11 protein-coding genes are annotated in these 14,194 nt (G+C 46.1%); 10 read left to right on the top strand and 1 reads right to left on the bottom strand.

The annotated features are described in order from the left end of the window. Nucleotides 1-138: 138 nt before the first annotated feature. Nucleotides 139-903, bottom strand: a complete 765-nt coding sequence (locus tag AB4Z30_RS03310; RefSeq protein ID WP_441923268.1) for a helix-turn-helix domain-containing protein — start codon at nt 901-903, stop codon at nt 139-141. 273 nt (nt 904-1,176) lie between these two features. Between AB4Z30_RS03310 and AB4Z30_RS03305 the strand changes: the two genes are divergently transcribed. The 10 genes from AB4Z30_RS03305 to AB4Z30_RS03260 all read left to right on the top strand — a co-directional run bounded on the left by AB4Z30_RS03305 (nt 1,177) and on the right by AB4Z30_RS03260 (nt 14,169). Continuing rightward, the gene (locus AB4Z30_RS03305; protein WP_441923266.1) at nt 1,177-2,532 is read left to right on the top strand and encodes an extracellular solute-binding protein; all 1,356 of its coding nucleotides are present in this window, start codon (nt 1,177-1,179) and stop codon (nt 2,530-2,532) included. A gap of 106 nt (nt 2,533-2,638) precedes the next feature. Next, entirely contained in the window at nt 2,639-5,536 is a 2,898-nt protein-coding gene (locus tag AB4Z30_RS03300; RefSeq protein ID WP_441923264.1) for an extracellular solute-binding protein, read from the top strand. Nucleotides 5,537-5,594: 58 nt separating this feature from the next. Then, nucleotides 5,595-6,512, top strand: a complete 918-nt coding sequence (locus AB4Z30_RS03295) for a carbohydrate ABC transporter permease (protein ID WP_441924181.1) — start codon at nt 5,595-5,597, stop codon at nt 6,510-6,512. After that, the gene (locus AB4Z30_RS03290; RefSeq protein WP_397351719.1) at nt 6,509-7,390 is read left to right on the top strand and encodes a carbohydrate ABC transporter permease; all 882 of its coding nucleotides are present in this window, start codon (nt 6,509-6,511) and stop codon (nt 7,388-7,390) included. The genes AB4Z30_RS03295 and AB4Z30_RS03290 overlap by 4 nt, the downstream gene beginning before the upstream one ends. Nucleotides 7,391-7,456: 66 nt before the next feature. Next, the gene (locus AB4Z30_RS03285) at nt 7,457-8,881 is read left to right on the top strand and encodes a hypothetical protein (protein WP_441924179.1); all 1,425 of its coding nucleotides are present in this window, start codon (nt 7,457-7,459) and stop codon (nt 8,879-8,881) included. Next, entirely contained in the window at nt 8,865-9,500 is a 636-nt protein-coding gene (locus tag AB4Z30_RS03280; protein WP_441923262.1) for a YIP1 family protein, read from the top strand. The genes AB4Z30_RS03285 and AB4Z30_RS03280 overlap by 17 nt, the downstream gene beginning before the upstream one ends. Before the next feature lie 16 nt (nt 9,501-9,516). Continuing rightward, nucleotides 9,517-12,087, top strand: coding sequence for a DUF5696 domain-containing protein (locus AB4Z30_RS03275; protein ID WP_441923260.1), 2,571 nt, complete (start codon nt 9,517-9,519; stop codon nt 12,085-12,087). A gap of 53 nt (nt 12,088-12,140) precedes the next feature. Then, on the top strand, nt 12,141-12,986 hold the full coding sequence (locus AB4Z30_RS03270; RefSeq protein WP_441923258.1) for a carbohydrate ABC transporter permease: 846 nt from the start codon (nt 12,141-12,143) through the stop codon (nt 12,984-12,986). Between the two features lie 17 nt (nt 12,987-13,003). Then, nucleotides 13,004-13,951 (top strand): carbohydrate ABC transporter permease, encoded by a 948-nt coding sequence (locus tag AB4Z30_RS03265; RefSeq protein WP_434751176.1) that lies wholly within the window; start codon nt 13,004-13,006, stop codon nt 13,949-13,951. A 68-nt stretch (nt 13,952-14,019) separates the two neighbouring features. Then, nucleotides 14,020-14,169, top strand: a complete 150-nt coding sequence (locus AB4Z30_RS03260) for a hypothetical protein (RefSeq protein WP_441923256.1) — start codon at nt 14,020-14,022, stop codon at nt 14,167-14,169. Nucleotides 14,170-14,194: the final 25 nt, after the last annotated feature.

Here is a 14,194-nt window from a genome sequence, read left to right as displayed (position 1 = left end):
AACACGCAGGTGCAGATACTCCCAGCGTGTTTTTTTTGTTAGATTTTTCTAGAATGTAGCCGCTGCATGGTGATACTGTGAGCTAAGACAAAATGGCCAGGTGTTTTCTGAAAGCAATCATTCCGTTTATCTTTTTATTTAAGCCGTGTGGGCCTTTTGCCTGCGGTAGGCATTGGGACTTGAGCCGGCGAAGGCTTTGAATTTTTTGTAAAACCAATCGATATCGCGATACCCTACCTCCAGAGCGATTTCGTAAATTCGCAGATCGGTGGACAGGAGAAGCTGTTTGGCTTTTTTCATTCGCTCCTTCAGCATATAGTCATTAAAGGAAGTCTTTTCTTCCGTTTTGAATTTTTGTCCGAGATAGGCACAATTAAAATGAAGCATGTCGGCAATTTTCTTTAACGTAATCTCTTCATTTAAGTGATCCCTTACATAAGCTTTCACAATCCGGATTACATGGCTGGAATCCATGGCTTTGCCATTAAGCTGAATTGTAGGCTTGATGGTAGGGCTTTTTTTCATAGAGACAGGTTCGATTCTGTTCTGCAGTCCACGCAGGCTTTGAAGCAGTGCAGCAGGTCTAACCGGAGAAGGCAAATAATCATTCACTTGATAGGTCATTGCTTTGCGAACCAGTCTGAATTGATCCCTTCCTCCCAGCAGGAGAATGGGTATATCACATTTTTTTCGAATGTGGTGACACAACCATAATCCCGCCGTATCGTACTGATCTGTGTGCACGACTACAATACTGAAGTCCCGCTGAGATAACGCGGTAAGAGCAGCGTTTGAAGAGGAAACCGAATCTGTAATTGTAAAAGGTAATCTGTTATTATCCAGAAGCTGTTCCAGCTCTCTACACATCCGACGACTATAATCAACAAGTAAAACACTGTACATGAAGCATGACCTCACCTTCTCCTGATATTCGATCCACTGTTCAACTGAAATAAGGCTTAGTTTCATTATGGGAAGGAAAGAAAGCGCATACAATGTGCATTATTTTGCAGAGAGTGCATTTCTTTACCAATTACAGGTCAAATACTCTAAATTACTCCTCAAATGAACCCGACCTATAATCTGCCCGGGTAAACACCTGCATTTTAGCAGGTTGTTTGCGCTTACATTTGAGAGCTACACTTTGGTAGCACACGACAATCAGGGGGGAAGACAATGAAGAAAAACAAGTTTATGCTACTGAGTCTTTTGTTTGCGGTCATGTTGATGATCAATGCTTGTAGTTCTGCACCTGCTGCTGAGCCGGCACCCGAAAAACCGGCACCACAAGAGGAGCAAGCACCAGCCGAAACAGAGCCGAAAAATGAAAATTCTACACCTGAGATGGATTTTGACATGGGTGGTAGAACGATCAAGGTTGTGGCGTGGTGGGATATGCAAATTACAGATAACAATCCAGACAATATCAAACGACTCGAGAACCTCGAAGCTTTGAAGAAAAAACATAATTTCAATATCGAATATGTATCCATTGATTTTGGTGAATATCAGGAGAAAGTTGTAGCCTCCTTAATGGCTGGCGAGCCGCTCGGCGACTTTGTTAGACTCGGTAAAAACTATGCAATTCCAGCACTGACCAAACAGGATCTGTTGTGGCCGGTGGATGATTATATCAAGAACGACAAGGTATTCAATCAAAAAACAACCAAGGAATATATGCAATATGAAGGTAAAGGTTACGGATTTACGGAAGATAAGTCTTCCTTCATCAACGGTATTTTCTACAACCGTACTCTGATGCAAGAGCTAGGCCTGAAGCCGCTGCAAGAATATGTTGATGCGGACGAATGGAATTGGGATAATTTCCTGGCTGTAGCCAAGCAAGCCAACAAAGACCGGAATAATGATGGCAAGCTGGATACGTGGGGCCTCGCTCAAACGGGTTTGCTTGAACCAATCCTGTATTCCAATGAAGCCTCACTAACCAAAGAAGATAAACAAAACCTTGAAGATCCAAAAACAAAAGAAGCACTTAATTTCTTGAATAAACTGGCTACAGAGAAAGTGGGCAGACCAACAGAAGGCGGTGACTGGACTGAACCAGCTACTTTCTTCCGTCAAGGAAATACACTCATGTATTCTGGAGCAATGTACGAGATTGAAGGTATTAAAACAGATATGCCTGACTATGATATCGGCTTCCTGCCGTATCCAAAAGGACCAAGCGCTTCTGCATACCACTCTGGTGAATCTCGTTATCAAGCGATCACCATCCCTAAAGCGGTAGAAAATCCAGAGCAACTGATGTATATCTGGGAAAAAATCAATGAGATTGATTCCATTTATGATTATCCGGAACAATCCACGCTCGAAAGACATCTGACCGATGAAGCAGATATTAACAACGCTAGAGAAGTGGCATCTGGCATGCTTGTTCTTGACCACAATACGTTCCCGTCCCTTCCTTATTGGGATTTTGACGGAGAACTGAAAGAAGGCGTATCCGTATCTACGTTGATTGAGAAATACAAGGCTCCTTTCCAGGCCGCAATTGATGAGGTATACAAATAAGCACTGCTAAATACGGGCAGAACGCGCGAGTAAGAAGTGCGGTCTGCCCGGGTTAGTCAATCGTTCTTTTGCTGATACGCTTACAGGAAAGGGGATACATGCAAACATGCGGTCACGTAAGAAAAAGGTACTGATTCTGGCACTTGTTCTGGCTTTGGTGTTCTCGATCATCGTGATCTATCCATCCAAGAATCACAGCCCCGGGACAGTCCATGCACTTGAGGATTTTGAAGCTGTAGCGGGTACCAGGGATTCACGAAGTTATGAACATTATCAGGAAACGTATGCGAGCACTGCCAGACCGGACACTACCGTAAGGATTCAAGGTGAAGCTTATACGGAGGCGGATAACGGAGAGTTTAAGGTGGTGCAAGGATATGAAGGGCTGGATGGCAGTGCTGTCATTACACCCGAATCCGGAACCATACGCTGGGATGTTCCCGTTCAAGTGAGTGGTTTATATCAGGTTCGCATTCACTATTATCCTGTCGAAGGCAAAAGCTCGGGAATCGAGCGCAAGCTGGAGCTGAACGGGGAAGTGCCTTTTCGGGAAGCAGAAGTACTTCTGTTCGACAGGGTATGGGGCAATCGCGAAGATCACGTCCGTCAAGATGATCGAGGCAACGATCTCAGACCAAGACAGGTGGAGAAGCCGGAATGGCAGCTCGCTTCGTTTCGAGACAGTGGCGGATATTTTGAGGAACCATTCCAGTTTTATTTTGAAAAAGGCAACCAACAATTAGCTTTGACTTCTCTTAGAGAGAGTATGGCGATTGATTACATCGAACTGTATCAGGAAGAGGCTGTTCCTACGTATGCCGAAATCCAGAAGACGTATGATTCGTTAGGTTTAAAGGCAGCCAGTCCCACCATGCTGAAAGTGCAAGGCGAAGAAGCGATCACCAAATCTTCACCTACACTTGCGCCCATCTCGGATCGATCCAGTCCATCACTTGAACCCTACGACGTATCCAAAATTCGGATCAATGCGATTGGCGGGGTGAACTGGAAACTTCCAGGGGAATGGGTTGAATGGGAGATTGATGTACCTGAGGATGGACTGTACTTAATTGCGTTAAAAGTGAAGCAGGATCAGCTTCGGGGCATTTATGCCACACGCAGTCTTACCATTAACGGCAAAGTTCCGTTTGAAGAAATGAAGCGAATTCGCTTCAATTATAGTCCTTCCTGGCAGACACAAGTGCTTGGAAATGGGGGAGAAGAACCCTATCAGTTCCATCTGGAAAAAGGAAAACACCGCTTACGGATGACCGTCACGCTCGGTGATATTGCCCCGTTACTCCGAACCGTAGAATCAAGTGTACTTGAATTAAATGAGATGTACCGCAAAATTTTGATGATTACTTCCAACAAACCTGATCCACTTCGGGATTATCAGTTGGAGAAGCGTATTCCAGAGATGACAGAGGTTTTTGAAAAACAAGYTGTGGTACTCACATCTGTCGCTGAGTATCTCGAAAAAGCAACCGGAGAACAGAGTGATAAAGTAGCTATTCTGAATGCCATGGTTGTACAGCTCAAGGATATGGCGGCAAGGCCGGAAACCGTTCCGAAACGGTTGGATACGTTCAAAATTAACGTCGGCGGTCTGGGCACGTGGATTCTAACCGTACGTGAGCAACCGATTACGATGGATTATCTAGTTGTCGCTCCTCAAGGACAAGAAATGCCAAAGGCCGAAGCGTCTGCGTTCCAACAGGTGAAGCACGAACTTGGCGCTTATGTTGCTTCCTACACGGAAGACTATGACAGCATCGGTAACGTAGAGAAAAAGAAGGACTCAATCACCGTATGGATCACCACCGGACGGGATCAGGCTCAAGTGCTTAAGGGCATGATTGACGACACGTTTACACCGGATACCGATGTGTCTGTACAATTACGGCTTGTGCCGCCGAATATTTTGTTGCCCGCAACGCTGGCCGGAGAAGGCCCTGATGTAGCGATGCAGATGGGTGAAGATATTCCTGTGAACTATGCGATGAGAAATGCGGCAGCGGATCTGAGCAAGTTCCCTGATTTCAAAGAGGTGGCCAGCAGATTCCGGGCAAGCGGAATAACACCTTATGAGTATGACAGTGGAGTGTACGCACTACCGGAGCAGCAGCATTTCCCAATGCTTTTTTACCGCAAGGATATATTGAATGAGCTGGGTCTGGAGCCTCCAAAAACTTGGCAGGACGTGTATAATGCGATCGCTGTATTGCAGAAGCACAATATGGAGTTCTATCTACCGATTGAAGATACGCTGAACAATGCCAACATGGTTCCTAACGCAACCTTTGCGATGCTGTTGTATCAAAATGACGGGAATTTCTACACCGAAGACGGGAAAAAGAGTGCACTCGATTCGGAAATTTCGATGGAAGCATTCAAACGCTGGACGCAATTTTATACGAATTACAAATTCCCACTGAAAGCCGATTTTCCGAACCGTTTCCGTACAGGTGAAATGCCGATCGGTATTGCCGACTACACGACCTATAACATGCTGACGGTATTAGCACCGGAGATCCGTAACCTGTGGGACTTCACGATTGTGCCTGGCACACAGCTTCCGGATGGTTCTATAAGGCATGAGGTAGCTAGCGCGAGTAGTGCGGTCATGATGCTCGAAAATGCCAGCAACAAAGAAGCGGCATGGAAATTCATGAAGTGGTGGACGGATGAGTCAACACAAATTGAGTATGGACGAGAAATGGAAGGTCTGATGGGAGCGGCTGCTCGTTATCCTACAGCGAATATTGAAGCTTTAGAACAATTACCTTGGCCCGTGAAGGATTACCAGAACCTGGAGAAACAATGGGAGTGGGTACAAGGAATCCCGCAGATGCCGGGGGGTTATTTTACAGGCCGACACTTGGATAATGCCTTCCGCAAAGTAGTTAACGCGAATGAAAATCCTCGTGAAGCTTTATCAGACTATGTACTTTATATTGACGATGAGATTGAACTGAAACGTAAGGAATTTAATCTGAAATAAAGGAAAGGGAGGGTAACGGTTGCAAGCTAAAACATCCAAGACAGCCGCCGCTCCTGTTATGCATGCACGCCAGGTCGGCTGGTGGTCCTTATTGAAAAGGAAACTGTATCTCAGCAGGCATTATTACGTATTAATGGCACCATTTATGCTGATCTTTTTCATGTTTACGGTTATTCCGGTCGGCATATCGCTCGGTCTTAGCTTTTTTCACTTTAATATGCTGGAATTTCCACGTTTTGTCGGTTGGCAAAACTATTCCCGGTTGTTCCTGAACGACGACGTATTTCTAATTGCACTCAAAAACACGTTGCTGTTTGCAGTGATCACGGGTCCAGTCAGTTATATTGCCTGTTTTTTGTTTGCTTGGATCATCAATGAGCTGTCTCCTAAAGTCCGGGCAGTTATGACCTTGGTTTTCTATGCACCATCTATCTCAGGTAATGTATTTTTCATCTGGCTGATCATTTTCTCTGGCGACAGCTACGGTTATATGAATGGTTTCCTCATGCGCCTTGGCGTGATTCTGGAGCCAATTCAGTGGCTTTCTAACGAGAAGTATGTACTGGGCATCGTTATATTGGTGCAGCTATGGCTTAGTCTAGGAACCAGCTTCTTGGCTTTTATCGCAGGGTTGCAGACAATTGACCGCTCGCTCGTGGAAGCTGGAACGGTGGACGGTATCAAAAACCGCTGGCAGGAGCTCTGGTACATTACGCTGCCATCCATGAGACCTCAGTTGATGTTTGGCGCAGTCATGCAGATTACAGCCTCGTTCGCAGTAGCCGAAATTTCGATTGCGCTGGCTGGTTTCCCAAGTGTCAACTATGCAGCGCATACGGTAGTCACCCATTTAATGGACTTTGGTACGATTCGCTTTGAGATGGGATACGCTTCAGCGATCGCGACCGTTCTGTTTGCACTGATGCTTGGAACGAACATCTTCACGCAAAAAATGCTGAGAAAGATAGGTGAATGACGATGACCAGCAAAGTACGTGCGATCTTCGGCATGCCGAAGAGACTCAACCGGTCATTTACCGTCAGTTTCATGTTGTTTGCGCTACTGGCTGTGTTCGGATCATTTATGGTGCTTCCGCTGATATATGCGGTCAACAATGCCTTTAAGCCGCTGGATGAACTGTTTATCTTCCCGCCGCGCTTCTGGGTGAACAATCCGACGACCGAAAATTTCGCAGATTTGATTAATCTGATGGGCAATTCCTGGGTACCCTTGTCTCGATATATTGCCAATACACTTCTTATTACACTGGTAGGCACGGCTGGGCACATTCTTCTTGCTTCTGCAGCGGCTTACCCTTTGGCAAAATATCGTTTTCCGGGTTCCAAAATTTTATTTACCATTGTCATTCTTTCACTGATGTTCTCGCCGCATGTCACTGCCATTCCGAACTACATGGTGATGTCCTGGCTTGGTTGGATCAACACACACGCTTCCATCATAGTGCCTTCACTGGCGTTCTCACTCGGACTGTTCCTGATGAAACAGTTCATGGAACAGATTCCGGATGCATTGCTTGAAGCAGCGAAGATTGATGGCGCGAATGAATATCGGATTTTTTGGAGCATTGTGATGCCTAATGTAAAGCCAGCATGGCTCACACTTATGATTTTGCAATTCCCTGCGCTATGGGGAACAGACGGTGGCAGTTTCATCTACAGTGAAAATCTCAAAACGCTGCATTATGCGCTCAGTCAGATCGTACAAGGCGGGATTGCTAGAGCAGGGGTTGGTGCTGCGGTAGCGCTACTGCTCATGATCGTACCGATCACGCTGTTTGTTATCTCGCAGAGCAGTGTTATGCAGACGATGGCTACTTCGGGCATGAAAGAATAGAAAGGAGGCAGCAAAGTGCAGCATAGCACGGGAAAAAACACATGGAAACAACGGAAATGGGTTATCATGGGCATGGTCTGCCTCCTGCTGTTCAGTTCAGTAGCACTGCCTGCAAGCGCAGACGGTGAGCCAGATGCCTACCATTACTCCTATTACGGAGATACCGTTCCAGCTCCTGCAGCTTACGAAGCCACGACGATTATTACAGGTAAGAAGCTGAATATAACGCCTTTTAAGGAACCGAGTGATATGCATGTTACCGCAGATGAGCGTGTCTACGTGCTTGATTCAGGGAATGGACGAATTGTTGAGATGGATCGTAATTTTAAGCTTGTGCGCACCATTGAGTCGTTCAAAAACGACGGCAAAGAAGATCATTTTAAAAATCCCCAAGGGTTGTTTGTAACGGAAAAAGGGGATTTATTGATTGCTGATTCGGATAATCAGCGGGTTGTGCATTTGGATAACAAGGGACAGCTTGTGAAGATTGTATCTGAACCGAAGTCGGACTTGTTAAATGAGGACTTTCAATTCAAACCCATTCGGGTTGTGATGGATCAGGGGGAGCGAATTTACGTAATGGCTGCAGGTGTGTTTGACGGATTCATGGAATTCAGCGCAGATGGCGAGTTTTCCTCTTTCATTGGTGCGAATCGGGTTCAGGTTGATCCGGTTGAATATCTCTGGAAACGATTCGCTACTCGGGAGCAACGCAGTCAGATGGTCATGTTCACTCCAACCGAATTCACCAATCTGGATATGGACAAAGAAGGTTTTATCTATGCAACAAGTGGTGATCGCGGCAAAGATCCAATCAAGAAGTTGAATGCTCAGGGAACAGACATTTTGCGGAGAGAAGGATACTCAGCACCTCAAGGTGATCTGTGGTATACCACGGAAACTGGACCATCTCGGCTGATTGATGTCGATGTAGGTGACAGCGATATGTATTCTGTCCTGGATTCCAGCAGGGGGCGCATCTTCACCTACAATGGAGACGGTTATCTGCTCCATATTTTTGGCGGCATCGGGAACCGGATGGGCATGTTTAATACACCTGTCGCGCTGGAGCGAGCAGGAGACCGGATGCTTGTACTGGACAAAGCGCTTGGTGAGATTACCGTGTTCCAAACGACAGAGTATGGTCGCACACTACATGATGCTGTACGCAGTTATTATAACGGAGAAGAAGATCAGTCTTCGGAACTGTTTGCGAAGGCTGCCGAGATGAATGCGAATCTGGAGTATGCTTATGCCGGCATTGGCAAAGCTTTGCTTCGTCAGAAAGAGTATGCCGAGTCTGCGCAATACTTCAAACAGAGTATGGAGCGAAAAGGATATTCCAAAGCTTTTCTTCTCTACCGAAAAGAACTGATGCGTGAGCATTTTTCATGGGTGATGTCCGGCATATTCTTGGCTGTAGCTGCGTTCGTCACCGTCATCATCGTTCGCAGACAGAAAAGGAGGGCAACGAATGCAGGCATCAAGTAAACAATTGTACCAGTACCCGTTGCATCTCATTTTTCATCCCTTTGACGGCTATTGGGAATTGAAATATGAGCGGAATCAAAAAACGACACTGCTAATCTCTTTGATGATTATGGTGTTGTTGATATTTACTAAAATTTTGCAAGCCCAGTACAGTGGCTTTCTGATTAATTTTAACAATCCCAAGTATCTGAACAGCTTGCTTGAGATGGTGTACGTTGTTATTCCGGTGTTGTTCTGGTGTGTGGCCAACTGGTCGTTAACCACATTGATGGATGGCGAGGGCAAGTTCTCTGAAATTTTCATGTCGACGTGTTTTGCCCTCGTTCCGATGTTTTTGGTGCATTTCCCTTGGATCTGGCTAAGTCTGGCTATTTCCGCACAGGAAACGGCATTTTATTACTTTTCTAACGCGATTGCGGTTTGCTGGACCGTGTACCTGCTGTTTGTGGGGAACATGACCGTGCATCAGTACACCCCAGCCAAAACGATTCTAACGATGCTGCTCACGCTTGTAGCTATGGCATTTATGGCATTTCTATGTTTGTTGTTCTTCAGCCTTGTGCAGCAGATCGTCTCTTTTGTCTACACTATCTATCAGGAATTAGTACTTCGGGGCTAGGAAGGAGGAAATCACAATGAAATATGCCGCAGCCAAAAAAATAACCGGAATACTGCTGGTGAGTAGCTTACTTCTAAGCGGTTGTCAGTTCTCGCCATCTACGGCGGCTCGCGAGATGGCAGCAGATGTTAGTCAAGTGGAGATTCCTTCCCTGCCTCCCGGAGAAAAACTGAAATCTGCTTTTAGCGATACACGCATTCCCGGCATGATCGGCGTCGCCCGAAACAACGCTTTGCAGCTGCTAATCAACGAGGAGACTGCCGAAATTGCTGTAATCCATAGCAAGAGCGGACAAATCTGGCGCAGTAATCCGGAAGAACGCGAGAAGGATAGCATTGCCGCTGGGATCAACAAGGATCTTCTTTCCTCCCAATCCAGACTGAGCTTTTTCAACAGTTCAGGCCAGAGCAGCATGGTGAATTCATTCACGGACAGTGTTCGGCATAAACAAGTGAGTTATGAAGCATTACCGAACGGGGTACGAGTTCACYATCAATTTGGCAACACGGAGAGATCTATTGAAGATCTGCCAGTGAAGATCAGCAAGGAACGTTTTGAACAATATGTGCTGGCTAAGCTCGATAAATCCGGCGAACGGGCCTTGAAAGTCGGATATGCGGAAGATAAAGATGAAGGCGTATACAATCGGATTGACAAGGCTATGCAAGGTCTGCAACTTACCCGTGCATTGAAAGCTTTTGAAGACGCTGGATACACAGAAGAAGACCTTGCCAAAGATCATGCCGAGCATGGAATTGAGCAGGAACGAAGCGGTCCACGTCTGTTCATGCTCACGATGGAGTATGAACTGGACGGAGAGCAGTTGAAGGTGCGAGTGCCCGCTTCAGGCATTCATTTTCCAGAAGAGTATCCCATCAACACCCTGTCTGTGCTGGAGTATTTCGGAGCTGGAGGATCCAAAGAGGATGGATCAATTTTTGTTCCAGACGGTTCGGGAGCGCTGATTCATTTTAACAACGGCAAACTACAGTACCCTTCCTACCAGCAGGAAATTTACGGCCCGGACTTAACGATGAATCTGCGTGAAGCCAGTTCGAGCGAAAGCAAAGCGAGATTGCCTGTCTTTGGCGTGATTCGTCCGGAAGGCGCTTTCCTGGGAATCATCGAAGAAGGGGATGCGGTGGCGGTCGTGAATGCGGATATCAGCGGTAAACTGAACAGCTACAATAACGTATATCCCAGTTTTTATGTCGTGAACAAAAGTGATATTACACTTCAGTCCAGTGACATGGTTCGTACATTGCCGAAGTTCCAGAATAAACCAACATCTTCTGACTTCGTGGTTCGTTACGCTTTTGTAGGTGCGGATCAGGCTTCGTATTCGGGTCTCGCCTCACTGTACCGGGAGTACCTGGTACAAACTGAAGGACTTCCCGAACTGAAAACGTCTGAGGAGCAATCTACTTTTCCGTTTTATCTCAAACTGTTTGGTGGGATGACAACGAGACAACATATGCTCGGCATACCGTATAATTCCACGGAGGCTCTGACGACATTTGATGAGGGTAAAGCGATTCTTTCGAAGTTGATGGAGAAAAACGTGTCGAATATTCAGGTACGTTATGCCGGATGGTTCAATGGCGGACTGCATCACCGATTGCCTGATTCCATTAAGGTGGATGGAGTAATCGGAGGAAAAAAAGGAATGAAAGAGTTCAGTGCTTTTACGAGTGAAGCGGGAATTGGATTTTATCCGGATGTTGCTGTGCTTAACGTGCAATCGAAGAAAGGATTCAGTCCATCGAATGAGGCTTCCCGGTCCTTAACACAGGAACCGGCGATCTTGTATCCAATGGATCTGGCTTTGGAGCGACGGGCGAAGGATGTATCTGCTTCCTACGTGCTCTCACCGAATGAGATTGACGATGTAACAACAGATATGCTCAAGGACATGAAACCGCTTGAGGCGGGAGGCATTTCCCTGAAGGATATGGCAGAGCAGTTAAACAGCGATATGAATCCAAAAAAATTGCTAGATCGTACGCAGGCACTGGAAGCGGTTCGAAAAGCTTTAGATCAGATTAAGCTACAAGCAGGCTCCATCGTGGCTGAAGGCGGGAACGCATATGCGCTGCCTTACGTTACAGGGCTTACGGATGCGCCGATGAGCAGCAGCCGCTTCAAACTGGAAGATGAGGAAGTTCCGTTTTTCCAGTTGGTCGTTCATGGCAGTATTCCGTATACCGGTTCACCGTATAATCTGTCCACGTATACCGATGCAAGGCAGTATGTGCTGAAGCTGATTGAATATGGAGCCAGCCCTTATTTTGCCTGGTTTAATGCCCCGGGCCATGTGGTGAAAGAAACGGATTACAACCAACTCTATGCTGCGAATTACGAGCAGTGGATTGATCTGGCAGCAGACATCTATAACGAAGTTAGCCAAGTGAACCAGTCGTTTACTGGACGTCCAATGATTGCTCATGAAGCTCTGAGTGAAGGTGTATTTCGAACAACCTATGAAGGCGGAGGATATGTGATYGTCAATTACAATGACTCTCCTGTTGAAGTGGAGAATCATACCGTAGAAGCCCTAAGCTATGTGACTGGTGGTGAGCAGCTCTGAAGACACTCCTGAAACTCAAATGGGGAAGTCGTACGTATGCTCAACAGAAAGCCATGTGGGGTGTCATCTACGTACTTCCGTGGCTCATCGGATTTCTTTTGTTTTTCTTCGTTCCGTTGCTCGCGTCTCTGCGATACAGCATGAGCGCGATTCAAGCCAATGCAGAGGGAATTGCAATTCAATTTACGGGTTTTGCAAATTATATTCAGGCACTTACCGTCAATACCAGTTTTAACCGGGCACTGATTGAGTCAATTACAGACGTACTTGTTAATGTACCGCTTATTGTCATTTTCAGCTTGTTCCTGGCCGTAATTTTGAATCAAAAATTCAGAGGTCGTGCCATAGCGAGATCCATATTTTTCCTACCCGTCATTCTGGCATCCGGCGTCATTATGTCGCTAGAAAGCACAAGTTTGATTGAAGCTGTGAACCAGAACAGCGCAGGCGGCAGTTCTTTTGGCACATTGGAACTGGAAGGTCTGATGCTCGATGCGGGCGTAAGTGAATGGATCGTTACGTATTTAAGCGGATCAGTGGATCGAATCTACCAGATTGTCAGTCAATCGGGTGTACAAATACTGATCTTCCTGGCCGGTATTCAGACCATCTCTCCACAGCTGTATGAAGCGTCCAAGATGGAAGGGGCGACAGGATACGAGGCATTCTGGAAAATCACGTTTCCGATGGTCAGCCCGCTTATTTTTGTTAACGCGATCTATACGATCATTGACTCCTTTGCGAATAATGCGATGACCAAATTGATCCGTGATACGGGATTCGTCAAATTTGACTTTGGTCTTAGCTCCGCTATGGCATGGGTATATTTCGTAGCGATTGCTATTATTCTAGTGATTGTATCCATCATTTTCTCTAAACGAGTCTTCTATCAAGATTAGAAAGGAGGGCATTCCGCGTGACGACATCACGATTATTATCGCTTGAGCAATGGAAGAGCTGGTTATGGTCTGTTATCCGATTTGTTCTGATTACCGGACTTTCATTTGTTATTCTGTTTCCGATATTTCAAAAAATTTCTACCTCAATCAAGGCCAAAGGGGATCTCTATTCGGCAGTCGTGGTATGGATTCCTCAGAACTTCTCGATTGACAATTTCAAGCAGGCGATTCGTGTCATGGATTATTGGGCTACGCTGTTCAACACGTTTGCGCTGTCCGCAACAACAACACTGCTAACTACAGCTTCATGCGCACTTGCAGGTTATGGATTCGCCAGACTGAAATTCAAGGGAAGCAACTGGTTGTTTGCCGGAGTCATTCTGACGATTCTTGTGCCGCCAACTACGATTCTCATTCCGGTGTATCTGAACCTTAAAAGCTTTGATCTGATGGGGCTGATGACGCTGTTTTCCGGAAAACCGGTAAACTTGCTCAATACGTACTGGCCGTTTATTCTGACAGCCGTTACCGCAAATTCACTAAAGGCGGGTTTGTATATCTTTATATTCCGCCAGTTCTTCAGAGGCATCCCGAAAGAAGTAGAGGAGGCGGCATACGTGGACGGCGCAGGGATCAGTCGCACATTCACTCGTATCATGTTGCCGAATGCCATTCCATCCATGGTCACCGTCATGCTGTTTTCCTTCGTATGGCAATGGAACGACAGCTTCTACACAACAACGTATCTGACTTCGAGTAAAGTCATGTCAACACAGCTATCGTCGTTGCCGTACAATCTCGCTCAACAGGTTACAGACGGTGCAGCCTCTCAGGCCGATCCGTTCTATCTGAGCATGATTCAGGATACAGGTATTCTGCTTGCGATCTTACCGTTAATTATTATTTATTTGTTTGTGCAACGATATTTCGTGGAAAGTGTGGAGCGTACAGGTATCGTAGGATAGACGCTTAGAGCGAAGAGCTATACAGCTCTATCAGTTTAAGCATCCCAGAAGGAAAGGAGGCAGATCTCATGAGTAATTCCACAAAGTATACCAAGGAAGCTTACATCGATGAGATGAATGGCAGAGAATGGCTTGAAGCTGATCGGTTGTGTTACAACCAGCGTAATCATTGGACATGGAATGGCTTAAGGGAGCGCGCGCCAACCGAGTCTGGATGAGGCTAAATCTTGATTTTGCTAAAAA

This window comes from Paenibacillus sp. 2TAF8 (assembly GCF_052114825.1).
Lineage (GTDB): Bacteria > Bacillota > Bacilli > Paenibacillales > Paenibacillaceae > Paenibacillus.
This window is presented reverse-complemented; position numbering and strand designations above follow the sequence as displayed.